This is a genomic window from Aneurinibacillus sp. REN35 (assembly GCF_041379945.2).
Lineage (GTDB): Bacteria > Bacillota > Bacilli > Aneurinibacillales > Aneurinibacillaceae > Aneurinibacillus.
The window spans coordinates 234,327-260,012 of record NZ_JBFTXJ020000005.1 but is presented as its reverse complement, the minus strand read 5'-3'; the positions used below and the strand labels follow the sequence as shown (position 1 = coordinate 260,012).

The following is a 25,686-nucleotide window of genomic DNA, read 5'->3' as shown; positions in this document are numbered from 1 at the left end:
CCTCGTGTGCTGTTTTTTTGCATAGGCAAGCGGGTAGGATAACAATACATATTAATCAAAGGTGAATATACTATATGGAAGCGATGTTATTGGGAAGTGTAATTTCCGCCTTGGCTACAGGAATAGGGGCAATACCAATTTTATTTCTGCGGCATATTAATCATCACGCCAGAGACACATTGGTAGCATTGACGGCAGGAATTATGATGGCTGCCTGTGTGTTCAGCCTCATACCGGAAGCGCTCAATATGGCCAACCTGTATGTGCTCGCTATCGGCATGCTGTTTGGTACAACCACGCTCATGCTGATCGAGCGGTATTTGCCGCATGTTGACCTGGAGAATCCGAATAACAGGCTGCCGGTTGATGCACAGGCACTGCTGATTATTTCTGCGATCACTGTACATAATCTACCCGAGGGTCTGTCTGTCGGAGTGAGCTATACCGGGAACAATGAAGCGCTGGGAGGATTGATTGCGTTAGCAATCGGCATCCAGAATGCGCCGGAAGGGTTTCTGGTGGCATTGTTCTTAGTCAATCAGAACATCAATCGCTGGAAAGCGCTGCTCGTAGCTACGCTTACCGGTTCGGTAGAGATTGTCTCAGGAATTCTAGGATATGTGCTAACTGGCTATGTTAAAGGTCTGGTACCGTATGGGCTTTCCTTCGCGGCAGGTGCGATGATGTTTATCGTCTACAAGGAGCTTATTCCGGAAAGCCACGGACACGGCTATGAACGTTCGGCGACGTATGCTTTTATTATTGGTCTGCTTAGTATGTTGTTTTTAATCCAATATTTCGGCTAGTTCATCATTTCTTCAGAAGAGACATGAATTCCATGACGAATAAGGAGGGCGGCGGTCACACCAACGCCTTTTTGTTTTGTGCCGGAGAAGGTGCCATTGTAAATCATGCCGCTCCCACATGAGGGACTGCGTTCTTTCAGAATTGCCTCTGTAGCACACAGCGCCTGTGCCATGTGTAATGCCTGACGAGCACCCTGGAGAAACTGCTCCGTGACATCGTTTCCCTGATTATCTATAACCGTTGCTTTTCCATCGAGCACATCAAATCCATCTCCGCCGACAATTTCTGCCGGATTACGCGGTGTAGGCAGTCCGCCCAACTGCTCAGGACAGACGGGGATGGCTTTGCCGTCTTGGACAAGCTGTTTGATTTCGTTGACGAGATTATCCTTCTGATCATATCGGCACTCGCATCCCATTAAACATGCACTTACTATTTTCATTTTTCTTTCCTCCTTGGTTACTATCTGTTTACCTTTAGTATAACGATAGTAAGTTGAGTTAGCTCACATAATTTTTATGTATAGTTTTGTTCTAAAATAGAGCCAGCCATAAAAGGATGCTGATTCATCAAATGCCGTTTATATAGTATGATAAGAACACAATATTGTTTAATTTTCTTAATTAAAGGGTGAATCCTATGCCAATTATTCAATCAGTGGAACGCGCGCTGCTGATACTCGATTTATTTGATGAATATGAAACGGAACTAAAAATTACAGATATCAGCGCTCGGATGAACCTGCATAAAAGCACGGTCCATTCCCTGTTGAAAACATTACAGAAGTTTCATTATATCGAGCAAAGTACGGAAAATGGAAAATACAGATTGGGAATGAAGTTATTTGAACGAGGGAATTTTGTCATTCAAAATCTGGATATGCGTGCTGTCGCCAAAAATCATTTAACAGAGCTGTCTATGAAAACCGGAAATACGATTCATCTTGTCATCTTGGATGGAAAAGAAGGGGTCTACATCGACAAAGTGGAAGGCTCTTCGGCTACTGTGCTGTATTCACGTATCGGACGCAGAATTCCGATTCACTGTAGTGCGGTGGGAAAAGCGCTCGTGGCTTTTAAAAGCCAGACAGAACTTGGGGCGATTTTAACTGACTATGAGTATGGTTCAAATACGCCAAATACAATTACAAGCGAAAAAGATTTCCTGGCAGAATTGCAAAAAGTTAGAGAGCAGGGCTTTGCACTTGATAATGAAGAGAATGAGCCAGGAGTCGCCTGTATCGCCGTTCCGATTCGAAATCATACAGGACAGGTCGTAGCAGCCATGAGCATGTCCCAGCCGGCTACAAGGCTGAATACACAGACAATCGAAGAATCCATGTCCATGCTGAAAGAAGCGGCACAGCAAATTTCTGTTAAACTTGGATATGGCATTTATTCGAATTAAGCCTGCTATGTCGTTACAACCGATGACTTTCTACAGTAGTATACTTTTTTGTGCTGAAAACGTTCGCATTTTCTTACAGAAAACCGTTATGGCTGAACAGCCACAATCAGGATAAGCATAGTTCAGCCATGATAGTCCGAAAAATTACCGACCGAGCCATCCGCCATCTACAGCCAATAAATGCCCATGAACATAATTTGCTGCGTCAGAGGCCAAAAAGACGACAGCCCCTTTGAAATCCTCTGGGTTTCCCCAGCGCCCTGCCAGAATTCGACCAAGGATTTGAGAACTGCGGATCGAATCATTAAGCAGGGCTGTATTCATATCTATTGCAATATAGCCCAGAACAATGTCATTCACATTTACATATGTTCTTGCGGATTTAATTTATTGATTATTTTAAAAATTAAATTATAATCTACTTTATTATCTACTTTGAGTAGAATACTTTGCTTTTTATGTTTGAATTTATCAAAGGAGGAGAGTAATGAAGCCTAACGTGTTTATAGCCAAACCAATCCCAAAGGAAGTAGAGGCATATATTGCTGAACATTGTGACTATCAAAAGTGGGAGCAGGAGGAACCGATCTCACGAAATCAATTGCTTGCGCACATCAAGGATGTAGACGGTCTGCTGACTACGGGAGGAAAGATCGATAGCGAATTGCTAGAGCATGCTCCAAAGTTGAAGGTAGTTAGTAACATATCCGTTGGCTATAACAACTTTGATATAAAGGCAATGAAAGCAAGAAATGTAATGGGAACGCATACTCCATCCGTGCTTGATGAAACTGTTGCCGATCTTGTATTTGCCCTTATTTTATCTACTGCCCGTCGTATTCCCGAACTGGATCGGTATGTGAAAGAAGGAAAATGGAATAACAAAAATGATGAGCTGTTGTTTGGTGTTGATGTTCATAGCGCAACGCTTGGTATTATTGGAATGGGTCGAATTGGAGAAGCCATTGCTCGCCGGGCCAAATGTGGCTTTGCTATGGAGGTGCTTTACCATAACCGGAGCAGAAAAGTAGAAGTGGAAGAAAAACTCGGTGTGCAGTACCGGTTACTAGAAAATCTTTTGCAGGAATCAGATTTTGTCGTTCTAATGATTCCGCTTACTGATGAGTCCATTCACTTTATGGGCCGTGAGCAGTTTATGCTTATGAAGGATTCAGCAGTTTTTATCAATGCCTCACGGGGTAAGACAGTGGATGAAACCGCGCTGATTGAAGCACTGCAAAGCAACCAGATCCGTGCAGCTGGGCTTGATGTATTTTATGAGGAACCGACGTCTCCGGACAATCCGCTGCTTGCGATGTCTAATGTAGTAGCCCTGCCGCATATTGGCTCAGCGACGCGTAAAACACGATTTGACATGGCATTGCTGGCCGCAAAAAATCTTGTAGCAGCACTTAAGGGGGAAGAATCCCCAAATTTGATCAAGGAATTACATGGATATGAAAAATAATAGGCTTGGAATGGCGTATAAATGGTGAGGGAGGAATGAGTATGGAAACATTAGTATGGACTGGACCTAAGCGGATGGAGGTACGGCAGGGGGAAGAACCGCGCCTAGCAGAAAGTGAAGTGCTGATAAAAGTCGAAGCCGTCGGTATCTGCGGCTCGGAGATTGAAGGCTACCTTGGCCATAATAGTTTACGTGTGCCACCGTTGGTAATGGGTCATGAATTTAGTGGAAGGGTGTATGAGACAGGTGCTAATGTGGACGGATTTACTAGAGGGCAGCCTGTTGTAATTAATCCGGTTTTATCATGTGGAACGTGTAACCGGTGCCGTAAAGGACTACCGCAGCTTTGCGCGGAACGAGGTATTATCGGCGTTCATCGTCCCGGTGCCTTTGCAGAATTTGTAAGCGTCCCTGCCTCTTCTGTACATATCATTCCGGATGCGCTTAGCCCGTACCGAGCTTCATTAACGGAGCCGCTCGCCTGTTCATTGCGGGCAGCAAGACGCGCGCTGCAAAATCATCCGTTTGCAAATGTCGTAGTATTTGGTGCAGGAACAATCGGGCTGCTTAGCTTTCTTGTCGCGCAAATTCTGGGTGCTGCGAAAATCATGGTAGTCGATACGAATGAGGCGAGACTTCGTACCCCAGCCAATCTGGGAGCATACGGTACAATTACGCCAGAGGCCGGTTATATTCAAAAGATTAAAGAGGCTATGGGACCGGCTGGGATTGATGTAATCATCGATGCGGCAGGTTTTCAGCCGACACGAACAGCAGCAATAGAGCTGATAAATCCAGGCGGTACAATTATGAATATCGGTCTTGGTATTGACGATACCGTACTACCAATCAATCACTGTATTCGCAGTGAGATTAATATTCTCGGCTCATTTTCTTACCATGCACAGGACTTTTATGATGCACTTAAGCTTTTAAAAGCCGGAAAGATCGATGAAACGCAGTGGTCGGAAATTCGTTCGCTAAAAGAAGGGGATGGCGCGTTCCAAGATTTAATCAATCATCGCGTCCAGCAAGCAAAAATTTTCTTAACCCCATAAAATCAGAAAAGAACATGAAGAAGCAAAGTGAAAAATTGTAATAGTAATCCATAAAATTAAAAATTATAAAATAATTTGACATATTCAGTATCAGTATAATAATATTATTTACAGAAAAAAATAAATAATAGTAATACTCAGTTTTATAATATAAAACTAAAGGCATGGAATTTTCTCTTACTCTTAGTGGCTATTGGAAAGGGGATGATATATAGCAATATATACTAGGTTTAGCAGGCAAAGGCATGAAAATTGAGTTTTATAATATAAAACAATTAAAGATGTAACCAATTAAGACAAAACTATGTTTTATAATATAAAACATATACTTGATTGTAGAAAGTATAGAAGAAAGAAATAGCGTATTAAATAAAATGATAACGCTTGCAAAAAGGAGTTTTATTTTAAAACTGTGCTTTTCTTCTAAAAAATATAAAGATAAAGGTGGAATCATGATGAAGCTAAAAAAGGGATTAGGCATTTTCTCAACAATGGTACTCGCTACCACGGTGCTGCTTGCGGGGTGCGGCAGCGGAGAGAAGGCAGCGACAACAGCTGGTTCTCAAGGAGGAAAACCGCAGACAATCAAGGTGGCCAACTATTTTGCAACCGACCATCCGCAAAACGTTGCCCTGCGTGAAAAGTTCAAGCCAATGGTCGAGGAGAAGTCAGGCGGCACACTGAAGGTACAGATTTATGACAACAGTACATTAGGTGCTGAAAAGGAATTTTATGATGGGGTGCGCAACGGCACGATCGAGATGGGAATTCCAGGATTGATTATGCAGGCAGACGTAGAAAAAATGCAGGTTCCTGAATGGCCGTTTTTATTTAAGGACTTTGCGCATGTCAAAAAGGTGCTGAACGGACCGATTGGCGAAGAAATCACAGCAGATCTTGAAAGCAAGCATGGAGTAAAACCGCTTGCCTGGAGTGCAAACGGATTCAGGATGTTCTCAGCGAACAAAACGATTGATGATATGGCTGATTTTAAAGGATTGCGTATTAGAATGCCAAACATTCCAAACTATATAGCACTTGGAAAGCTGTTGGGAACGAATGTAACACCGATGCCCATTTCAGAAGTATTCTCCGCCTTGGAGCAAAAGGTAGTAGACGGACAGGATAACCCAATTGCGACCCTGCGTGCCTCCGGCTGGCATGAAGTGCAGAGTGACGTTCTTGAATCTAAGCATATGTTCAGTCCTAACATTTATATCATCAACAGTAAGTTCTGGAATGGATTAACCCCTGAACAGCAGAAAGTCATTGAAGAAGCAGCAAAGACAGCAGCTAATTATGAGTTCGACTTGCTGGAGAAAAGCTATGAAACCGATAAAAAGTTTTTAGAGGAGAACAAGGTCAAGTTTACAACGCCGAGTCCGGAATTTAAGAATGAAATGGAAAAAGCGGCACAGCCTTTATACGATGAAATCTACCAAAAACATAGCTGGGCGAAAGACCTGGTAGAAAGGATTAAAGCAGAAGCTAAATAAAGAAGGGGGCATATTTTGTGCAACAGAAACTAAGCAAATTTTTCAATCATGTCCTTAACGGTGCAATCGCTATCTCCCTGGCTTCTATGGCGATTCTCGTATTTGGAAATGTTATCTTACGCTATGCGTTTAATTCAGGTATTACATGGTCAGAAGAAATGTCGCGTTTCTTATTTGTTTGGATGGTGTTTTTTGGAGCGATTGCAGCTCTAAAAGATAACATGCATCTAGGTGTCGATCTTCTGGTTAATGCACTGCCCCGTCCGCTTAAAAAGGGTGTATTCATGGTTAGTAATATACTTGTTATCTACTTGCTTTGGCTGTTGTTGGACGGAAGCTGGAAAATGACGGTTTTAAATATGAACAGCGCGGCACCAGCTACCGGTATGCCTCTGGCCTATGTATATGGAGTTGGAATTATTGCCAGCGTTTCTATGGCTGCCATTATTCTGCTTACTATGTACCGTGTTCTGTTCTCAAAAGACAGCGACGCATCGCTGATGATGGTTTCGAATGTGGATGATGTAATGAAGGAAGCAAAACAAATAGAAGAGGAGGTGAAATCATGCTAGGCGTATTTTTAGGCTCCCTCTTCGTTTCCCTTGCTATTGGTGTTCCGATTGCCTTCGCTCTGATTTTGAGCGGGGTAGCGTTAATGTTTGCCATGGATATTTTTGATAGTCAGGTTGTTGCCCAGAATTTGATTAACGGAGCGAACAATTTTTCCTTGATGGCGATTCCGTTCTTTGTGTTAGCAGGCGAGTTGATGAACGCAGGCGGTATTTCAAAGCGGATTGTAAGCTTTGCGATGGCACTTGTGGGCCATGTTCGCGGAGGACTTGGCTATGTAGCGATCATTGCTAGTATTTTGTTCGCCGGATTATCTGGTTCAGCGGTCGCAGATACGGCAGCGCTCGGTGCCATTTTGATACCAATGATGGTATCACGTGGATATAATGTAAACCGCTCTACCGGCTTAATCTGTGCTTCCGGAATTATTGCTCCGGTTATCCCGCCGAGCATCCCGATGATTATTTTCGGGGTAACAAGCGGTGTATCAATTACCGAGTTGTTCATGGGTGGGATCGTACCTGGCATTCTAATGGGTGTAGGCTTGATGATTGTATGGACATTTATTGCGCGTAAGGATGACAGTGAGCTGCCGCCGCGTAAAACAATGAAAGAAATTTTTGAGGCGGTCAAACAGGCGAGCTGGGCGCTGCTTCTTCCGGTTATTATTATCGGCGGGCTGCGCGGCGGAGTGTTTACACCAACAGAAGCAGCGGTTGTAGCTGCATTTTATGCCCTATTTGTTGGTCTGGTCGTATATCGGGAGCTAAAAATCAAAGATTTATATCCGGTGCTTGTAGCCTCAGCGAAAACAACAAGTGTGGTTATGTTCGTTGCCGCAGCTGCTATGGTATCAGCCTGGTTGATTACGGTGGCCAACGTACCTGCAGAAATGGCAGATATGTTAGGCGGATTAATTGAAAACCCTCTATTATTACTGCTTCTGATCAATATATTACTGCTGGCGATTGGTCTGGTAATGGATTTGACGCCTGCGATTCTTATTTTCACACCGGTACTGCTGCCGCTGGTGAAAATGGCCGGAATCGATCCGGTGTACTTTGGAATTATTATGGTATTCAACCTATGTATCGGCCTGATTACACCACCGGTAGGCACAGTATTATATGTAGGCTGCGGGATTAGTAAAATCAATATCTGGCAGATTACGAAAGGAATTGCTCCGTTCCTGCTGGTTCATATCATCATCTTAATTCTATTAATCTTATTCCCAAGCATTATTACGGTGCCATTAGAATGGCTGACCTAACTATCTACTGATTCAAACTAGAGAGGGGAAAGAGCAGTGAACAAATGGAAAGTAGTTGTAACGGATTGGGAATATGACGATTTACGCTTTGAGGAGCGCGTCCTGCTGCAACATGAAGAGATTGAACTTGTATCTGCACAGTGCCGCACGGAGGAGGATGTAATTGCCGCCTGCCATGATGCAGACGCGATTATTAATCAGTACGCTCCCCTTGGAGAGAAGGTCATTCGAGCGCTTGATAAATGCAAGGTTATCACACGCTATGGCGTAGGTGTAAATACAATTGATTTGGAAGCAGCAACAAAAAAGGGGATCTGCGTCGCCAATGTGCCGGATTACTGCATGGATGAAGTAGCGGACCATGCACTAGCCCTTCTTCTCTCTTGGACACGCAAGGTTACTCTGGCCAATTATCATGTAAAAAACGATGTGTGGGATTTTAAAGTGACGCAGCCGATTTATCGTTTGCGCGGCCGCAAGCTCGGTCTGATCGGATTTGGAAAAATCCCGCAGGCACTCGCCGAAAAAGTTAAGCCGTTAGGTTTGCAGGTACTGGCATATGATCCTTACTTTCCGGCAGACAAAGCAGCGGAACAAGGAGTTGCTCTCGTGTCGCTTGATGAGCTATGCAGGCGGGCTGACATCATTTCCGTTCATGCTCCTCTAATGGAAGCCACCAGAGGCATGATTGGAGAAGAGCAGTTTGATGTCATGAAAAAAGGAGCCATTATTATCAACACTTCCCGTGGCCCTGTGATTAATGAAGCAATGCTGATTAAGGCATTAACGGAAGGGAAAATTGCCGGCGCTGCTCTGGACGTAGTAGAAGAAGAACCGATTCCGGTGGATCATCCGTTTTTGTCTATGGATCAAGTCATTCTTACGCCGCATGTAGCCTGGTATTCCGAAGAAGCAGCGGAAGAAATGAGATCCAAGGCTGCAATGGGAGTCGTGGATGTCCTTATTCACAACGAATATCCGAAATATTTGGTAAATACACAAGTGAAAGACCATATAACCTTGCAGCAAAGTAGAGCAGAAGAACGTTATACCGTACTTATGTAAAAAATCAAAAGGGGGATTCTGAATGGAAAAGGTAAAAAAGTGGACAAAAAATCTTACGATCGGATTTGCGCTTCCGGCATTGCTGCTGATGGGCTGTGGTACCAGCGGCAGCAGCACAAGTACAGGGGGCGGCGCTCCGAAGGAGAAGACAGAAGCGGCCAGCGGAATTAAAGAACGCAAAATTAAAGCAGGCATTGGCTTAAATGAAGATCATCCGCAAGGACAGGGGTTAATTAAGTTTAAAGAACTTGTGGAGGAAAAAAGCGGCGGCAAAATGAAGGTGCAGAACTTCTACAGCGCTACGCTAGGTGACGACCAGAAGATGACGGAAGCGCTGCAGGGTGGATTGCAAGAAGTAACGATCCCTTCTACTTCTCCGCTTGTCGGCATGGTGAAAGAATTTGGGATTTATGACTTTCCCTTTGTCTTCAATACAGAAGAAGAAGCGGATGCTGTGCTCGACGGGCCGCTCGGACAAAAGCTGCTGGAAAAATTACCAGAGCACGGCTTAATCGGCCTGACTTACTGGGAGAATGGGTTCCGCAATCTGACCAACAGTAAGCATGCGATAAATACAGTAGAGGATTTTCAAGGGTTAAAGATTCGTACAATGCAAAATGCCGTTCATCTTGAAGCGTTTAAAAAGTTAGGTGCAAACCCAACGCCAATGCCTCTTTCTGAAGTATTTACTGCGATGGAAAGCAAGGCAGTAGACGGACAGGAAAATCCTGTGGCAACAATTAAATCCCACAAATTTAATGAAGTACAGCCGTACTTGAGCATGAGTAAACACGTATATACGCCGTTTGTTGTGCTTGTAAGCAAGAAGTTCTGGGATGATCTATCTCCAGAGGAGCAGAAGATTATGAAGGACGCGGCGATCGAGGCTGGAAAGTATGAGCGTGATGTAAACCGTAAGGAAAATGCAAAAGCGGTTGAAGATTTAAAAGCGGCAGGCATGCAGGTGAACGAGGTTAGCGATGAAAACAGACAAAAAATGAAAGAGGTTATCCAACCGGTAACAGATAAATTCGCTAAAGAATTCGGCGAGGATTTGGTGAAGGAAATGATGAGTGAAGTAGAAAAAGTACGTAAATAGAAAGAGCAGGCAGCTTGTCGTAAGGAGGAGCACGGATGAAGATTATTGAACAATTACTCCAGGATATACCAGTTCCGCGTATGGTAAAAGTGAGACAGAAATTCAATGCTCCTGAATTGCCTGATGTGGCGGGGGCGGTACATGCAGCGATAAAAGAGGCAGAGGTGCTGCAGAGAATTTCACCGGGCGATCGGGTAGCAATCGCAGTCGGCAGTCGAGGCGTAGCTGATATTCCGATCCTTGCCCGTGAAGTAGCCAATGCCGTAAAGTCGGCAGGAGGTTCCCCGTTCATTGTTCCTTCGATGGGAAGTCATGGAGGAGCGACAGCGGAGGGACAAATTGAAGTGCTGGAACAACTGGGCGTGACAGAAGAATTTACGGGTGCTCCGATTATATCAAGCATGGAAGTTGTAGAAGTGGGAAGGCTGCCAAACGGCCTTCCTGTCTACACGGATAAACATGCCTATGAAGCCGATAAAGTGATTGTAATTAATCGGGTCAAACCTCATACCGCGTTTCGCGGTCCGGTGGAGAGCGGCTTGATGAAAATGATAACGATCGGCCTTGGTAAACAAAAAGGCGCTGAAGCTGCCCATGCATACAGCTTTAAATATATGGCAGAGCACGTACCGGAAATGGCGAAGATTGTGCTAGGAAAAGTGCCGATCATTTTCGGGCTTGCTACATTAGAGAATGCATATGACCATCCTGCGAAAATTGTAGCAGTGCCGGCAGAAAAGCTTCAGGAGGTTGAACCCCAATTATTGATCGAAGCCAAGGCCCTTATGCCAAGCATCAAGTTTAGCCCGCTTGATGTGCTGGTTGTAAATGAGATAGGAAAGGATATTTCCGGAGACGGAATGGACCCTAATATTACAGGACGTTATGCTACTCCTTATGCGAGCGGCGGGCCTGATGTTTCCCGGATTGTCGTCCTTGGTTTAACGGAGAAAACACACGGCAATGCAAATGGGCTAGGTACGGCGGATATGACGACGCGCCGGGCATTTAATGAGATTGAATGGGAAAAAGGGTATGCCAATGCGTTAACCAGCACGGTTGTTTCCGTAGTTAAAGTACCGATGGCACTCGAAACGGAGGAGTTGGCTGTCAAGGCGGCGATTAAGACGTGCAATGCGTTTGACCTGGGTACTGTGCGAATGGTTCGGATTAAAAATACGCTGGATATTAAAGATATTTGGATATCTGAGAGTTTGCTAGAAGAGGCTAGGGAAAGAGAAGACATTGAGATTTTATCGGAACCGTACGTAATGGATTTCTCCATCAATGAAGAGTAGGTATGCTATACCTTTATAGCGCGCTGATCCTCTTATACACAATCAATGTATTTGCTGTATCGCGCACACTAGAGTGCATAGTAGGAATTCTCTCGATTTTATCCCTTGCTCTCTCGTTTCAGCGTGCCGATCGCTTATATAAAAGTACAGGTTCCGTGTTTATGATTGTTGGCCTGCTTTTGTATATGGATAGCGGACTTTCGTGGACCAAGCTTCCTTACTTTATGAACTCTACGGTTATTCTGCTCGTCATTTTTTATGTACTGCCGTTTATTAACAGCATTATTGTAGTAGGACGGTATGATCAAAGCGTCAATAAACTTTTAAAAATACGGACGGATCATCTTGGGCAGCTTTATTATCGTGGTTCACTGGTTAGCTTTTTGCTCGGTTCCTTCTTAAACATAGCTACAATTCCTTTTGTAGAAGCAGTGCTGCGTAAGAATTTGCAGTCGATTACCGTAAAATTGCGTCATCTTTTCATTAGTCAGGTGATGCTGCGGGGGTATGCGCTATCGCTTGCCTGGAGTCCTATGGAAATCCTGGTTGCCATCAGTGTGGATATCACACAGATAGGATATCTGCAGTATCTTCCCTGGCTCTTGCTGTTCTCATTTGTTCTTCTTCTCTTTGATTGGGCGCTTGGATTCCGCTACCGCAAGCATCAGCTTCAGTTAGATGAAGAAAAACAAGCTATTGCACTCAATATAGCAACGTTGCGTCGCATTTTCGCTCTGCTGGTTTATTTATCGCTTTTTATTGCGGCGGTGGTAGGGGTTCGCAGTCTGCTTGCGATTAGTTTTTTACTGGCAGTTGCGCTTGTAATCGTGCCGTACTCCATCATCTGGGCGCTCATCATTAGAAGGGGACATATGTTTATTATGTATAGCTTGGCTCAATGGAAAATACGTGTATCCTCGATGCAGAGCTATGTTGTACTGTTTCTCGCTGTTGGTTTCTTTATTAGTATTTTACGAGAAACTCATTATTTGGAGCATATGCAGGAACCGTTTTCAAGCCTGGCGGATACGCCGCTGCTTTTATTTGCGGCCATACAGGGTTTATTTATCGGATTGGCGATGATCGGATTTCACCCGCTGGTAACGATGAGTATTCTAGGAGAAGTTGTGCAGCCGCTTTTAGGGCAGATCAATCCGATAAGTATCGGCATTGTATTGATTACATCCGGTTTATCTACTGTGATGGCCGGACCGTATAATCTTACGGTTTCTCTGACAAGCAGTTTGCTCGGGGAGAATCCATATCGAATTTCCTTGTGGAATATCGGCTTTGCCTTTTTATATAGCAGCATAGGCACGTTTATTGCTTTCTTCTTATTATTATAAGCATCTTTTCATATAACAGATGATGGGGGAGGAATTGTTATCAAGATTACTAGCTTAACTCTATATAAAGTACCGCCACGCTGGCTCTTTTTAAAAATCGAAACAGATGAAGGAATTACCGGTTGGGGTGAGCCGATTGTTGAAGGAAAAGCGCGTACGGTAGAAGCGTGTGTGAAAGAACTAAGCGACTATTTAATAGGAAAGAATCCGTTAGCGATTGAGGATCACTGGCAGGTATTGTATCGCGGCGGCTTCTATCGCGGGGGTCCGATTCTGATGAGCGCCATTTCCGGGATTGAGCAGGCGCTGTGGGATATTAAAGGAAAGTTCTATCAGGCTCCGGTATACGAAATGCTTGGCGGAGCCGCTCGTAATAAAATCCGCGTCTATTCCTGGATTGGCGGTGACAGACCGAATGATGTAGCGGCGGCAGCCAGAGAGAAAGTGGCAGCCGGGTTTACTGCCATTAAGATGAATGCAACCGAAGAGATGAACTACATTGATACGACTTCAAAGGTTGAGGCGGTTGTAAACCGAATTGCTGCTGTCCGTGAATCGGTCGGGAAAGATATTGGCATCGGGATGGATTTTCATGGCCGGGTACATAAAACAATGGCGAAAACATTGGTAAAGGAGCTAGAGCCGTATCGCCCTATGTTTATTGAAGAGCCGGTCCTGCCTGAAAACAACGAAGCGTTAAGGGAAATCGCCCGCCATACCAGCTCCCCGATTGCAACGGGAGAAAGGCAATATACACGCTGGGGCTTTAAACAGCTGCTGATAGACGGGTATGTCGATATTATTCAGCCGGATTTATCCCACGCCGGGGGAATTTCTGAATGTAAAAAAATCGCGGCGATGGCGGAAGCGTTTGATGTCGCAGTAGCACCGCATTGTCCCCTTGGACCGATCGCGCTTGCTTCGTCACTGCAATTGGACGCGTGTACACCGAATGCCATTATTCAGGAGCAAAGCCTTGGCATCCATTATAACGAAGGAAGCGATTTGCTTGATTATCTTGTAGACCCTGCTGTGTTTAAATATGTGGATGGTTTTGTAGAAATTCCGCAGGGACCGGGTCTGGGGATCGAAGTGAACGAAGAGGTCGTGCAGGAAGCAGCACGCAAGGGGCATGATTGGAAGAATCCAATTTGGCGCTATGAAGACGGCAGCGTAGCAGAATGGTAATACAGACGCTAGACAAGGAGGAGAGAGACTATGGCAGTGAAATATCCGTACATTGATAACCAGATAAATCCGTATCGTGACAATGTTCAGGGAAAGGCAAATGAACCAATCTGTGTTGCCGGTTTACTCGACCGTGCCAAACAGGTGCTTGGCACGACATATGAAGGGCCGCAGCCTGATTGGACGTTAGATGAAATCTACAACCGACTGCATACCAACGCGCCGCGTATTGCCATCATTGGTGGTTCGCCTGATCACCCTGCTCACATTATGGACTTTCAGACAACGGCCCGTGCGGCCATTCGGATCTGGCAGAACGGTGGTGTGCCTTTTCAATTCTCAACACCGGTTATGTGTGATGGAACAGCACAGAGTAATCAAGGAATGAGTTATTCACTGCAAAGCCGCAACGCGGTAGCTCAAATGGTTGTAAATCAAATGGAATCACACAGCTATCATGGAGCGTTTGTGATTCAGGGATGTGATAAGCAGCCGCTCGGTGTTGTTAGCGCGCTGGCTCATCTGGATCGAATTCGCAAATACCGTGGAGAAGCTCCCTTCTTTGCTACATTTGCACCGGCCCATGTACTGCAGGGCGGGACGATTCCGGTGGATCTGTTTGCAGAACTGGAAGAAGTGGCCCGACAGGCAGAAATGAAAAATGCAGAGGATATTGCTTACGATTTACGTGATGCAATGAGCTACATTTTACAGTGCTCCTCAAATACTGCATTTCAAGGCGTGCTGGAAAGAGCGCGTGAGAGACAGTTTATTACGAAAGCCGCCCATGAAGACTATGAAAAGAGATTGGCGATTCACACGTGTGATGGACAGGGCGGAGTATGCGCGTTTAACGGAACAGGAAACAGCTCCCGACATCTTGTAGCAGGTATGGGACTTGTTCATCCAGCGCTAGAGCTTTTAACGGATCCGCCTTCTCAGGAGCAGATTAATCAGGCGCTTGACAGTCTGGCTACAATGATAAATCATCCTGCGTTTGGTGCTTCTAATATTATGGCGGCTAACATCAAAAACGCCATTCGCATTCATAGCGCATCCGGCGGGTCTACCAACCTGATGATGCATATTGTTGCCGGAATGCTATATGGCGGCTATAAGTTTAGTCTTTGGGATTTGGATGAAATTCATCATGAAGTACCGATCCCCGATTTATTTGATTACAGCTTAACCCAGGGCCGTGACATTTTTGCATTGGCTATGCAGTGCTGCGACGGAAACAGCCGTGGAATGGAAACATTGTTCCATGAGCTGATTCGAAATGGTGTGCCGATGGATATTGACGCGCCGACAGTAACAGGCACGACATGGCGCGAGCGTCTTTCCGTAGAAGACGGGTTATCTGCTGACCATGTGAAGGAGAACCCGATTATTCTGTCTAACCCGCGTCGCCCGTTCAGCGGAGTGGATGTGCTGACAGGCAATTTCTTTGAAAGTGCGGTTGTAAAAATTAGCGGTATGACGACTAGACAACTGGATGAATTCGACAAAAAAGCGGCCTTTGTTCTTTACTATGAGAATGAAGATGATGCAAACCGCAGTCTGCTTGATTCCACACTCCTAGAAAAGCTAAAGCAGGCACGCAGCTTTGCGCCGGAAAATCTTGTAGCCATGCTGCAGCACAATGCACCAGAGCTGTTTGCTATACACAAAGATCAGGAATACGATGTACTGTTTGATATGATGGCGGAAAAGGGCATCCTAAAAATCGCGGTGGTTGTTTCCGGGCAGGGACCGGTTGCATTCGGCATGCCGGAGATGTTTACACCCATGCAGCATATTAATGCAAACCGCGGATTAAAGCGTTTGGCTACCTTGATTAGTGATGGCCGCTATTCTGGTGTAACCTATGGCGCAGCGATCGGGCATATGACACCAGAGGCACAGGAAGGTGGCGGCATTCTATATTTACAAACAGGGGATTTACTTTACCTTAGCCTAAGATCTCGCAACATTGAGTTTTTGGATGAGTCCGCATTCCAAAACGGTTCCCTTGTCTTCGAATTCAATCATGTAAAGCAAGCAAGGCAGAGCCTGGGCGAAGAGAGACGCAGAACCATTCGTCACCGTCAGCGGCAAGTTGCTGCCAGTAACCGTATGATAGGACATACAGATGCTGCCAATGGCGTAGTTCCCCTTGCAGTTGCAGAAGAAGCCGTATTAGATTACCGAACCGACGTTCAATTCCTTCATGAAAAAAGTTCAATAGAAAAGGCATAGAATTGTATAAAAATATTGAAAATTTATGCGGTTACAAATACAATTATACTATAATAAAAAACATAGTTTTACAATATAAAACTAATAAATGTATATCATGGAAAGGCGGAGAGATTTTGCACAAAACACGTGAATTTATTGAGCGTCTAGGGTTTCCATCGGGCGATTGTCACGATTTGCCGAGTTCAACCAAAACATTTCCTGACGGTGCACAGTATCGGATCGAGATTCCAAGCGTAGAAGGACCAGCTTCCTTCGAAGCTGTGATCGAGGCTTGCAAGACATACGAGGTAAACATTCACCGCATTTCGCAGGGCAGTGGAATTATGCTGCTCACGGATGAGGAACTGGAACAAATGGCTGCAATTGGCCGCAGGGAAAATCTTGAGGTGAGTCTGTTTGTTGGACCGCGTGGCACCTGGGATGTGACGCCGATGACCTGGGCTAGTGCTGGCAAGATCGCGGGACTGCGGGTTGAAAGCATGGATCAGCTTGTTTATTCGATTGAAGATATTAAGCGTGCTTGCGATATGGGGATTCGCAGCATTCTTGTAGCAGACGAGGGTCTGCTCTGGCTTGTGAATGAGTGTAAGAAAAGTGGAGAATTACCGGCTGATCTTGTAGTGAAAATTTCTGTACAGATGGCCCAGTCGAATCCGGTTTCGATCAAAATTGTTGAGCAATTGGGCGCGAACACATATAACGTACCGACAGACCTAACTCTTGCCCGCCTTGCTGCGATTCGACAAGCAGTAGATATTCCGATTGATATTTATGTAGAAGTTCCAGATGATATAGGCGGCTTTATCCGCCACTATGAGATTCCAGAAATTATTCGTGTGGCCGCTCCGGTTTATATTAAATTTGGCCTCAGAAATTCGCCAAATATTTATCCGTCCGGTACACACTTAGAGGCGACCTCGATAGCTTTGTGTAAAGAAAGAGTACGTCGGGCGCGGATCGGAGCAGATATCATTGCGCGTTATGCACCGGAGCTGAAAGTGTCCGAAAGAGGAGCCGCTGGCCTGGCCGTTCCGGTAGAAGGAACGAGAGTATGGACGTAGTCACATTTGGTGAGACGATGGTGCTTTTTACTCCCCTATCGACAGGACCGCTTCGGTATGCAGGGCAATTCGAGAAAACGATTGGTGGTGCGGAATCGAATGTCGCCATCGGTCTTGCTCGGCTGGGTCATCAAGTCAGATGGATCAGTCGCCTCGGAGATGATGAGTTCGGTATTTATACGCGAAACTTTATTCGGGGAGAAGGGGTCGACACATCGGGTGTCGTGTTTGATAAAAAGTATCCTACCGCCGTATTTTTTAAAGAGCGAAGAGTTGCACAGGAGTCTAAGGTGTATTACTACCGTGCAGGAGCGGCGGCAAGTCATATGACACCCGAAGATATAACGGAGGAACAAATCGCGGGAGCAAAGTTTCTTCATATTACGGGAATTACCCCCGCATTGAGTGAAAGCTGCAGGGAAGCGGTGCTGCACGGTATTGCATTGGCTAGAAAGCATAATGTAAAAGTAGTGTTCGATCCGAATATTCGATTGAAGCTGTGGTCGAAGGAGCAGGCCAAGAAGATATTGATGGAAATCGCCGCTCAATGCGAGATTGTGCTGCCGGGTTTGGAGGAGGGCGAGATTCTCACCGGTTATTCAAGCCCGGAAGAAATTTCGCATACCCTGTTGAAAAATGGAGCGAAGCTCGTTGTTACTAAACTTGGCGCAAACGGTGCCTATTATGCGACAGCAGATGAAGCCGAATATGTTGCCGGATATAAAGTGGAACAAATTGTTGACCCAATTGGGGCAGGTGACGGATTTGCTGCCGGGTTTCTTTCCGGATTGATTCGGGGATGGACGCTGAAGGAGGCCGTTATGCTTGGCAACCGGGTTGGTGCCTATGCCTTAACGGTAGCTGGTGATGTAGAAGGCTATCCCTTCTGGTCACAGATTGCCCCGGATCGGGCAGAAAATGAGGTGCTTCGTTAAATGAAGAAACAGGAGGGAGGTGCTTCCATGCTGCCTAAAGTGAAATTGTTGCAGAAAATTACTGAAAGTGGAGTTATTGCTGTGATACGTCGGGTTCCGTCTGAATTCATCGAACAAATTGCGGAAAGTTTGGTGGACGGGGGAGTTACCGCTCTCGAAGTTACGGTTGATACTCCAGGAGCATTTGAAGCGATAGAGCGGCTGTCCAAGAGCTGTAAGGATCGAGCAGTTGTCGGAGCAGGAACCGTTATTGATGGCGAATCAGCCCGCCTTGCGATTCAAAGCGGAGCGGATTTTATATTCAGTCCGAGCTTGCATCAGGAGGTTATTCGCACCGCTTTACGCTATGGCAAGGTTGCCGTTCCTGGTGTGCTCACCCCAACTGAAATGATTACAGCGATGGAATGGGGCGCAGATATGGTAAAGGTCTTTCCGGCAGCCAGTTTCGGCGTAAAGTACATTAAAGATATAAAAGCTCCGTTTCCCCATATCCCGATTGTCCCAACCGGGGGCGTTACGCTCGATAATGTGACCTCTTTTATTGAAGCGGGCGTTGCGGCGGTAGGGATTGGTGGAAATCTAGTGAACGCAACTGCGACGGAGCCGGAAGATTTTACCCGAATTCGACAGATGGCTGCTGCGTATGTAGCGGCGATTAAACAGGCACGTGCATAGCCATCGAGAAATAGCCAAAAAAGGATGAGGTAGATGCCAATTATTCAGTCGGTGGAACGTGCACTGCGCATTTTGGATTTATTCGATGAGTATGAAACGGAATTAAAAATTACAGATATTAGTTCGCGAATGAATGTCCATAAAAGTACCATACATTCGCTGCTGAAAACACTGCAAAAATATCATTACATTGAACAGAATCCGGAAAACGGAAAATACAAGTTGGGTATGCGATTGTTTGAAAAGGGAAGTTTTGTGATTCACAGCCTAGATGTCCGCGCGATTGCAAAAAAGCATTTGCTTGATCTTTCAATAAAGACCGGCAATACGATTCATCTTGTCATCCTGGATGGAAAAGAAGGCGTCTATATTGACAAGGTCGAAGGCTCTTCTGCTACTGTGCTCTATTCGCGTGTAGGACGCAGAATTCCGATTCATTGCAGCGCGGTAGGAAAAGCGCTGGTCGCATTTAAATCACCAAAGGAGCTCGCTCGTATTTTGAACGGATATACGTATATAACCCATACGCCGAAGACTATCTCGAATGAAGCGGATTTTCTACTTGAACTGGGAAAAGTGCGAAAGTACGGGTATGCGATCGATAATGAGGAGAATGAACCCGGTGTTTTCTGTCTTGCCGTTCCGCTGCGAAATCATTCCGGCGATGTTGTTGCTGCGATGAGCATGTCACAGCCGGTCATTCGTATGGACGAGGGACAGCTTAATGAGATCGTTGCCCTGTTAAAGCGGGAAGCTGAAGATATCTCCGCGCAGCTTGGATATGGAATCCGTACTTTTTCCGTTTAGGTGAAAAGTACAGGTGAAAGAAAGATGAGAAGTTGTTCTATGAATGGATCGAGACAGAGTAAAAATTAAAAACTAAGTTTTATAATATCAAATTATTGGAGGTTTATGATGCGTATAATTCGCTACTCAAATGAAAGTTCGGTTCCTACGTTAGCAGCCTTAACGGATGAAGATAAACTATATGCTCTTCCTTATACAGATTTCTTACAGCTAGTCAAAGAGGCGGATGAGCAAAATGTAACGCCGCTTCGCCTGATCGAGGATGCGATCGAGGGAAAAGACGCACTGCCGATAGAGCTTGCGGATGTAAAGCTGCTTGTTCCGATTGAAGCCCCAGAAGTATGGGCTGCCGGCGTAACGTATGAGAAGAGCCGCGACGCAAGAAATTATGAAGCGACTGACGGCAAGCTTGATGCAACTACTTTCTATGACAAGGTGTATGATGCAGAACGTCCGGAAATCTTTTTTAAGTCGACAGCGGCCCGCACAATTGGCCCGAATCAGCCGGTGTATCTGCGCAATGATTCTAACTGGCAAATTCCGGAGCCGGAGCTTGGCCTTGTTCTTAACAAGAACGGCAAGGTGATTGGTTATACCATTGGCAATGATATGAGCTGCCGGGATATTGAAGGAGAGAATCCGTTATATCTGCCGCAGGCAAAAGTATGGAAACATTCCTGCTCCATTGGGCCGACTATCCGCTTGGCAGAGACAGTGGAAGATCCTTATCAATTCCAGATTACGTGTCGGATTTACCGCAAGGAAAAAAAGGTGGTAGAGGGAACGGCCAGCACAGGTCAGTTAAAGCGGACGTTTGATGAACTTGTGTCCTATCTTGTGAAGGATAACGAGATTTTTGATGGAACCGTATTGCTGACAGGAACATGTATCGTACCGCCTAATGAATTTACGCTGCAGGATGGTGATCGGGTTGAAATTGAAATCTCGAATCTTGGCGTATTAAATAATCCTGTTACATTAAATAGTCCTGTAATCGTGTGATGATTTCTTTTTAAAAAAGGAGAGTTTCTAATGAGGCTAGTAGGGAAGGTGGCTCTTGTAACAGGAGCAGGTTCAGGGATTGGGGAAGCCATCGCCAAGAAATTGAGTTCGGCAGGTGCATTCGTCGCGGTATGTGATATTGACGAAGCAGGTGGTCAGCGTGTGGTCGAGGAGATACAGGCAGCAGGAAACCAGGCGGCATTCTACTCGCTTGACGTGACGCGGGAAACACAGGTAAAGGCAGTGATTGAACGTATTGTTGCGCAGCATCATCGACTTGACATAACGATAAACAATGCAGGCGTCGGCAAGGCGGGAACAGTGCTTGAGCAGACAGAGGCAGATTGGGATACGATGATGAGCGTCAATGCCAAAGGTGCTTTCTTTGGCTGCAAATACTCGGTCCATCAGATGCTCAAACAGGATAGTGGCGGCAGTATTGTAAACATCGCCTCGGTTGCCGGAATGGTCGGTGTGCTCAATCGTGCCGGATATTGTGCATCCAAAGCGGCGATTGTCGGTCTTACCAAATCGGTTGCTTCCGACTTTGCGAAAAAGGGAATCCGCGTCAATGCCATTTCCCCCGGAACGATTGAGTCACCATGGATTAAAAAGATTCTTTCAGATAACCCGAATCCGGAGGCTGCAAGAGTGCAAATGCAGCAGCGCCAGCCGATCGGTCGGATGGGAACCCCGGAGGAAGTGGCAAATCTCGCTCTTTTCCTTGCGAGTGAAGAGGCGTCCTTTGTTACAGGAAGCAATTATGTAGCAGATGGCGGGCTTACTGTTCGCTAACAAGTATTTTCCTTGCTTTTCCGATGATTTTCACAAAAAGGAGAGAAGCTGCGATGGAAGCCATCCATAAAACGGTAATGATGAAGCCGCAGGATAAGGTTGCGGTAGCGCTTGGCAGAATCCCGGCGGGTGCTGCGGTAGAAGTGAACTGTGAGGGACACACATACCGGATAACGATATCTGATGAGATTGATTTTGGGCATAAGTTTGCCGTCGTACCCATTGCCAAAGGGGATGACATTATAAAATACGGGGAAGTCATTGGCATGGCGTCTTGTGATATTGCTGCGGGAGAGCATGTGCATATTCATAACCTGGAGGGAAAACGAGGAAGGGGGGATAAAGTTGACACAGGAAAATAAACCGATGTTTTGGGGATATCGACGGCCTGATGGAAAAATCGGCGTGCGAAATCATGTATTAATTCTGCCGACTATTACCTGTGCTACTCAGGCGGCACACCAGATTACCCAGCTTGTGCAGGGGACTGTCAGCTTCATTCACCAGCATGGCTGTGCTCAGGTCGGAGTTGACTATGATCAAACCTTCCGCACGTATGTGGGTATGGGGCTGAATCCCAATGTATATGGTGTGGTTGTATTGGGACTGGGCTGTGAGACGCATCAGGCAAGAAGCGTAGCGGAAGAAATCGCAAAAAGCGGAAAACCTGTTGAAGTAGTATCGATTCAGGATAACGGCGGGACGCTTATGACCATCGCCCAAGGAGCAAAGGTAGCGGCAAAAATGGTACAGGATGCATCGGCACAGTTGCGCGAACCTTTTGATTTTAGCGAATTAATTATTGGAACGGAATGCGGGGGATCGGATGCGTGTTCCGGTTTGTCTGCCAATCCTGCTGTTGGTGTGGTAAGCGATCTGGTTGTCAAGGCAGGGGGAACGGCGATTCTGGCAGAAACGACAGAACTCATCGGAGCCGAACACCTTCTGGCCAAACGAGCGGTTAATGAAAAGGTTGCCCGCCGTGTATACGAGGTCATTGAGCAGATGGAAAGCCGTGCGATTATGATGGGCGTCGACATCCGAACAGGGAATCCAAGCCCCGGTAATATTAAGGGGGGATTAAGCTCCCTAGAAGAAAAATCGCTTGGCGCCGCCAATAAGTCAGGCAGCAGCCCGCTTCAGGAGCTGATTGATTACGCACAAGCACCGCAGCAAAAAGGGCTGGTATGGATGGATACGCCGGGTCATGACATCGAACAATTAACCGGCATGGTAGCGGGCGGGGCTCAGGTGGTGCTGTTTACGAGCGGCCGCGGCACGCCAACCGGATCACCGATTGCCCCTGTGATTAAGATTTCAACCAATACACCGATGTTTGAGAGTATGCAGGATAACATGGATATCAATGCCGGAACCATCATAGATGGCAAGGAAACGATACAATCCGTAGGACAACGTATCTTTGATGAAATTGCTCTGGTAAGCTCAGGAAAACTGACGAAATCAGAAATATTAAAGCAGCACGATTTTGGCATTTGGCGTATCGGCCCTACCTTCTAACCAGGCGGACAGGGAGTGAAAAAACAATAGTAAAAAGGAGATGGATGAAATGACTGCACAGGTAGAGACAAAAACGTATTTAAATTATATAAACGGTGAATGGAAGTCAGCGTCTACAAACAAGGTGGACGCAAGTATCAACCCGGCCAACAAAAATGAAATTGTCGGCTATGTACAGAGCTCAGCACGTGAAGATCTGGATGCGGCTGTTGCCGCTGCAAAAAAAGCCCAGGTGGCATGGCGTAAGCTTTCCGGTGCGGCACGGGGGGATTACCTTTATAAAGTAGCGAATGTTATGGAAAGCCGCCTTGACGAAATTGCAGAAACGATGACGAAAGAAATGGGAAAAACATTTCCTGAGGCAAAAGGAGAAACGGCTCGCGGCATTGCCATTCTTCGTTACTATGCGGGGGAAGGGATGCGAAAGGTTGGCGATGTGATTCCTTCTACAGACAGCGAAGCGCTCATGTTTACAACACGCGTACCGCTCGGTGTTGTCGGTGTGATCTCTCCATGGAACTTTCCGGTAGCGATTCCAGTCTGGAAAATGGCACCCGCCCTGATCTATGGAAATGCGGTTGTTCTTAAACCGGCACAGGAGGCAGCGGTTACGGCTGCTAAAATTATTGAATGCATGAATGAAGCCGGGATTCCAGCAGGTGTTGTAAATATGGTAACCGGTAAAGGCTCTGTTATCGGTGAGGGAATAATTGAACATCCGGACATTAATGGCATTACATTTACCGGCTCCAATGCTGTCGGAAAAAGAGTTGGCCAGGGAGCGCTTGCCCGTGGCGCGAAGTATCAGCTTGAGATGGGAGGAAAAAACCCTGTCATTATTGCAAAAGACGCCGATCTTGATCTCGCGGTAGAAGGAACCATTAGCGGCGGCCTGCGTTCTACGGGGCAGAAATGCACCGCAACAAGCCGCGTGTTCGTTGAGGCTGAAGTCTATGATGCATTCAAAGAAAAGCTGGTAGCCAAAGTAAAAGAGATAAAGGTCGGCAACGGAATGCTTGGGGAAACCTGGATGGGACCTTGCGCGAGTGAAAATCAACTGAATACCGTCCTTTCCTATATCGAAAAAGGGAAGCAGGAGGGGGCTGCGCTGCTCTGGGGCGGTGAAAGATATACGGAAAATGATGCCGAGCATGGTTTTTATGTGCAGCCGACAGTGTTTGAAGATGTCACAAATGATATGATTATTGCACAGGAAGAAATCTTTGGTCCGGTTCTGGCATTAATTAAGGTGCAGACAATCGAAGAAGCGCTCCAGCTGGCAAATGATGTGGAATTCGGACTAAGTGCTTCTATTTATACAACGAATATTGGCAGCATGCTTGCTTTTATTAACGAAATGGAGGCTGGGCTTGTGCGGATTAATGCCGAAACAGCAGGGGTTGAATTACAGGCTCCGTTCGGAGGGATGAAGCAATCCAGCTCGCATTCCCGTGAGCAGGGTCAGGCTGCAATAGAGTTTTTTACCTCTATTAAAACGGTGTTTGTTAAAGCATAGGCAGCAGGGAACGACGACAAAACTAGTATATTTACATTACGTATAGTAGGAGGCGCACCATGATTACAGTAGTTTTCGAGAAAGAAGGAAAATGGGGCCTAGGGGTAAAAACGCAAAAGGGCATTCTTGATGTGGAAGCTGCACTTGCCCAAGCAAAAGCGGACAATGTTCCTGTCTCAGTAAAAACATTGATTGAACAGGGGGCAAGTGGAAAGTGCGCACTAGAACAATTGGTCGATGAAGCACTGCAAAACGGCAGCGATTGTTTTGTGAGCGAAGAGTCGCTTAGATTCGGTCCGTGCGTACCGGAACCTTCAAAAATTATTTGTGTCGGTCTGAACTATAAGAAGCATGCCGAAGAATCGAACATGGCGCCGCCAGAAGCTCCGCTTCTGTTCAGCAAATTCAGCAACACGCTTACAGGACATGGACAGAATGTAAAACTACCGGAGAAATCAACGCAGGTTGATTATGAGGTGGAGTTAGCCATTGTCATTGGCAAAGAAGCAAAGAACGTAAAGCGCGAAGACGCACTTTCGTATGTGTATGGTTATTGTAATGCGAATGATTTGTCGGCCCGTGATTTGCAATTTAAAAGCTCCCAGTGGCTGCTTGGCAAAACATGCGATGATTTCAGCCCGATTGGCCCGTACCTTGTAACAGCAGATGAGGTGGGAGATCCGAATCAATTGCAGGTGAAAACCATTGTGAATGGAGACGTGCGCCAGAATTCGAACACGTCCGATATGATTTTCCGCTGTGATGAGATTATTAGCTATATTTCCGAGCATATGACGCTGTATCCAGGAGATGTAATTTTAACAGGGACACCGGAGGGCGTGATTATGGGGCTGCCGGAAGAAAAAAGAGAGTGGCTGAAAGCCGGAGATGAAGTGACGGTTGAGATTGAAAAATTGGGTACGCTGACAAATAAAATGGTGTAGTAATGTAATGAAGCAAGAGGTGACGGATGCCTGCGTTTTCCGACAAGGAAAGCGGGTATCGTCACCTTTTTCTTTATATAACACAGTATGCGTCTGAAATTGGGGAATCAGGTATAC

25 protein-coding genes are annotated in these 25,686 nt (G+C 45.9%); 23 read left to right on the top strand and 2 right to left on the bottom strand.

Annotated elements, in window-relative coordinates:
* The first annotated feature begins 74 nt into the window (after window positions 1-74).
* Window positions 75-806 carry a ZIP family metal transporter gene (locus tag AB3351_RS12210; protein ID WP_371147423.1) on the top strand — a complete coding sequence of 244 codons (732 nt, stop codon included), beginning with the start codon at window positions 75-77 and terminating at the stop codon, window positions 804-806.
* Here the strand turns inward: AB3351_RS12210 and AB3351_RS12205 are convergent.
* A complete protein-coding gene (locus tag AB3351_RS12205; RefSeq protein ID WP_371147422.1) occupies window positions 803-1,249 on the bottom strand; it encodes a 2-thiouracil desulfurase family protein in 447 nt (148 codons plus the stop codon). The genes AB3351_RS12210 and AB3351_RS12205 overlap by 4 nt on opposite strands.
* A 197-nt stretch (window positions 1,250-1,446) precedes the next feature.
* Here AB3351_RS12205 and AB3351_RS12200 point away from each other — a divergent pair, with 197 nt between their 5' ends.
* Window positions 1,447-2,214, top strand: a complete 768-nt coding sequence (locus tag AB3351_RS12200; protein ID WP_371147421.1) for an IclR family transcriptional regulator — start codon at window positions 1,447-1,449, stop codon at window positions 2,212-2,214.
* A gap of 144 nt (window positions 2,215-2,358) precedes the next feature.
* On the opposite strand, the gene AB3351_RS12195 is transcribed toward AB3351_RS12200, so the two are convergent.
* A complete protein-coding gene (locus tag AB3351_RS12195) occupies window positions 2,359-2,574 on the bottom strand; it encodes an SDR family oxidoreductase (protein WP_371147420.1) in 216 nt (71 codons plus the stop codon).
* Window positions 2,575-2,701: 127 nt separating this feature from the next.
* Between AB3351_RS12195 and AB3351_RS12190 the strand changes: the two genes are divergently transcribed.
* From AB3351_RS12190 to AB3351_RS12090, 21 genes are all read left to right on the top strand, one after another.
* The gene (locus AB3351_RS12190) at window positions 2,702-3,682 is read left to right on the top strand and encodes a 2-hydroxyacid dehydrogenase (protein ID WP_371147419.1); all 981 of its coding nucleotides are present in this window, start codon (window positions 2,702-2,704) and stop codon (window positions 3,680-3,682) included.
* 41 nt (window positions 3,683-3,723) lie between these two features.
* Window positions 3,724-4,740: an alcohol dehydrogenase catalytic domain-containing protein gene (locus tag AB3351_RS12185; protein WP_371147418.1), complete on the top strand. Its 1,017-nt coding sequence runs from the start codon at window positions 3,724-3,726 to the stop codon at window positions 4,738-4,740.
* 455 nt (window positions 4,741-5,195) lie between these two features.
* Window positions 5,196-6,236: a TRAP transporter substrate-binding protein gene (locus tag AB3351_RS12180; protein ID WP_371147476.1), complete on the top strand. Its 1,041-nt coding sequence runs from the start codon at window positions 5,196-5,198 to the stop codon at window positions 6,234-6,236.
* A 17-nt stretch (window positions 6,237-6,253) separates the two neighbouring features.
* Window positions 6,254-6,808 (top strand): TRAP transporter small permease, encoded by a 555-nt coding sequence (locus tag AB3351_RS12175; protein ID WP_371147417.1) that lies wholly within the window; start codon window positions 6,254-6,256, stop codon window positions 6,806-6,808.
* Window positions 6,799-8,076 carry a TRAP transporter large permease gene (locus AB3351_RS12170; protein ID WP_371147475.1) on the top strand — a complete coding sequence of 426 codons (1,278 nt, stop codon included), beginning with the start codon at window positions 6,799-6,801 and terminating at the stop codon, window positions 8,074-8,076. The genes AB3351_RS12175 and AB3351_RS12170 overlap by 10 nt, the downstream gene beginning before the upstream one ends.
* A gap of 36 nt (window positions 8,077-8,112) precedes the next feature.
* Window positions 8,113-9,141 (top strand): C-terminal binding protein, encoded by a 1,029-nt coding sequence (locus AB3351_RS12165; protein ID WP_371147416.1) that lies wholly within the window; start codon window positions 8,113-8,115, stop codon window positions 9,139-9,141.
* A 22-nt stretch (window positions 9,142-9,163) separates the two neighbouring features.
* Window positions 9,164-10,240, top strand: a complete 1,077-nt coding sequence (locus AB3351_RS12160; RefSeq protein ID WP_371147415.1) for a TRAP transporter substrate-binding protein — start codon at window positions 9,164-9,166, stop codon at window positions 10,238-10,240.
* Window positions 10,241-10,275: 35 nt separating this feature from the next.
* On the top strand, window positions 10,276-11,538 hold the full coding sequence (locus AB3351_RS12155; protein WP_371147414.1) for a nickel pincer cofactor-dependent isomerase, group 22: 1,263 nt from the start codon (window positions 10,276-10,278) through the stop codon (window positions 11,536-11,538).
* 2 nt (window positions 11,539-11,540) lie between these two features.
* Complete coding sequence (locus AB3351_RS12150) at window positions 11,541-12,884, top strand: hypothetical protein (RefSeq protein WP_371147413.1); 1,344 nt, start codon at window positions 11,541-11,543, stop codon at window positions 12,882-12,884.
* Window positions 12,885-12,923: 39 nt separating this feature from the next.
* Window positions 12,924-14,072, top strand: coding sequence for a galactonate dehydratase (gene dgoD / locus AB3351_RS12145; protein WP_371147474.1), 1,149 nt, complete (start codon window positions 12,924-12,926; stop codon window positions 14,070-14,072).
* 30 nt (window positions 14,073-14,102) lie between these two features.
* Entirely contained in the window at window positions 14,103-16,310 is a 2,208-nt protein-coding gene (locus AB3351_RS12140; protein ID WP_371147412.1) for a dihydroxy-acid dehydratase domain-containing protein, read from the top strand.
* 116 nt (window positions 16,311-16,426) lie between these two features.
* A complete protein-coding gene (locus AB3351_RS12135) occupies window positions 16,427-17,374 on the top strand; it encodes a U32 family peptidase (RefSeq protein WP_371147411.1) in 948 nt (315 codons plus the stop codon).
* Window positions 17,365-18,309, top strand: coding sequence for a sugar kinase (locus AB3351_RS12130; RefSeq protein ID WP_371147410.1), 945 nt, complete (start codon window positions 17,365-17,367; stop codon window positions 18,307-18,309). The genes AB3351_RS12135 and AB3351_RS12130 overlap by 10 nt, the downstream gene beginning before the upstream one ends.
* Entirely contained in the window at window positions 18,310-18,984 is a 675-nt protein-coding gene (locus AB3351_RS12125; protein ID WP_371147409.1) for a bifunctional 4-hydroxy-2-oxoglutarate aldolase/2-dehydro-3-deoxy-phosphogluconate aldolase, read from the top strand.
* Window positions 18,985-19,017: 33 nt separating this feature from the next.
* Window positions 19,018-19,791, top strand: a complete 774-nt coding sequence (locus AB3351_RS12120) for an IclR family transcriptional regulator (RefSeq protein WP_371147408.1) — start codon at window positions 19,018-19,020, stop codon at window positions 19,789-19,791.
* A 108-nt stretch (window positions 19,792-19,899) separates the two neighbouring features.
* Entirely contained in the window at window positions 19,900-20,793 is an 894-nt protein-coding gene (locus AB3351_RS12115) for a fumarylacetoacetate hydrolase family protein (protein WP_371147473.1), read from the top strand.
* 30 nt (window positions 20,794-20,823) lie between these two features.
* Complete coding sequence (locus tag AB3351_RS12110) at window positions 20,824-21,588, top strand: SDR family NAD(P)-dependent oxidoreductase (RefSeq protein WP_371147407.1); 765 nt, start codon at window positions 20,824-20,826, stop codon at window positions 21,586-21,588.
* A gap of 53 nt (window positions 21,589-21,641) precedes the next feature.
* A complete protein-coding gene (locus AB3351_RS12105; protein ID WP_371147406.1) occupies window positions 21,642-21,950 on the top strand; it encodes a UxaA family hydrolase in 309 nt (102 codons plus the stop codon).
* 4 nt (window positions 21,951-21,954) lie between these two features.
* Window positions 21,955-23,109, top strand: a complete 1,155-nt coding sequence (locus AB3351_RS12100) for a UxaA family hydrolase (protein WP_371147472.1) — start codon at window positions 21,955-21,957, stop codon at window positions 23,107-23,109.
* Window positions 23,110-23,158: 49 nt separating this feature from the next.
* Window positions 23,159-24,625 (top strand): alpha-ketoglutaric semialdehyde dehydrogenase GucD, encoded by a 1,467-nt coding sequence (gene gucD / locus AB3351_RS12095; RefSeq protein ID WP_371147405.1) that lies wholly within the window; start codon window positions 23,159-23,161, stop codon window positions 24,623-24,625.
* Window positions 24,626-24,684: 59 nt separating this feature from the next.
* Window positions 24,685-25,569: a fumarylacetoacetate hydrolase family protein gene (locus AB3351_RS12090; RefSeq protein ID WP_371147404.1), complete on the top strand. Its 885-nt coding sequence runs from the start codon at window positions 24,685-24,687 to the stop codon at window positions 25,567-25,569.
* Window positions 25,570-25,686: the final 117 nt, after the last annotated feature.

Coding starts and splice junctions, on each gene's coding strand:
- AB3351_RS12210 (WP_371147423.1), top strand. CDS start 75: ATGGAAGCGATGTTATTGGGAAGTGTAATTTCCGCCTTGGCTACAGGA.
- AB3351_RS12205 (WP_371147422.1), bottom strand. CDS start 1,249: ATGAAAATAGTAAGTGCATGTTTAATGGGATGCGAGTGCCGATATGAT.
- AB3351_RS12200 (WP_371147421.1), top strand. CDS start 1,447: ATGCCAATTATTCAATCAGTGGAACGCGCGCTGCTGATACTCGATTTA.
- AB3351_RS12190 (WP_371147419.1), top strand. CDS start 2,702: ATGAAGCCTAACGTGTTTATAGCCAAACCAATCCCAAAGGAAGTAGAG.
- AB3351_RS12185 (WP_371147418.1), top strand. CDS start 3,724: ATGGAAACATTAGTATGGACTGGACCTAAGCGGATGGAGGTACGGCAG.
- AB3351_RS12180 (WP_371147476.1), top strand. CDS start 5,196: ATGAAGCTAAAAAAGGGATTAGGCATTTTCTCAACAATGGTACTCGCT.
- AB3351_RS12160 (WP_371147415.1), top strand. CDS start 9,164: ATGGAAAAGGTAAAAAAGTGGACAAAAAATCTTACGATCGGATTTGCG.
- AB3351_RS12155 (WP_371147414.1), top strand. CDS start 10,276: ATGAAGATTATTGAACAATTACTCCAGGATATACCAGTTCCGCGTATG.
- AB3351_RS12150 (WP_371147413.1), top strand. CDS start 11,541: ATGCTATACCTTTATAGCGCGCTGATCCTCTTATACACAATCAATGTA.
- AB3351_RS12140 (WP_371147412.1), top strand. CDS start 14,103: ATGGCAGTGAAATATCCGTACATTGATAACCAGATAAATCCGTATCGT.
- AB3351_RS12130 (WP_371147410.1), top strand. CDS start 17,365: ATGGACGTAGTCACATTTGGTGAGACGATGGTGCTTTTTACTCCCCTA.
- AB3351_RS12125 (WP_371147409.1), top strand. CDS start 18,310: ATGAAGAAACAGGAGGGAGGTGCTTCCATGCTGCCTAAAGTGAAATTG.
- AB3351_RS12120 (WP_371147408.1), top strand. CDS start 19,018: ATGCCAATTATTCAGTCGGTGGAACGTGCACTGCGCATTTTGGATTTA.
- AB3351_RS12115 (WP_371147473.1), top strand. CDS start 19,900: ATGCGTATAATTCGCTACTCAAATGAAAGTTCGGTTCCTACGTTAGCA.
- AB3351_RS12110 (WP_371147407.1), top strand. CDS start 20,824: ATGAGGCTAGTAGGGAAGGTGGCTCTTGTAACAGGAGCAGGTTCAGGG.
- AB3351_RS12105 (WP_371147406.1), top strand. CDS start 21,642: ATGGAAGCCATCCATAAAACGGTAATGATGAAGCCGCAGGATAAGGTT.
- AB3351_RS12100 (WP_371147472.1), top strand. CDS start 21,955: ATGTTTTGGGGATATCGACGGCCTGATGGAAAAATCGGCGTGCGAAAT.
- gucD (WP_371147405.1), top strand. CDS start 23,159: ATGACTGCACAGGTAGAGACAAAAACGTATTTAAATTATATAAACGGT.
- AB3351_RS12090 (WP_371147404.1), top strand. CDS start 24,685: ATGATTACAGTAGTTTTCGAGAAAGAAGGAAAATGGGGCCTAGGGGTA.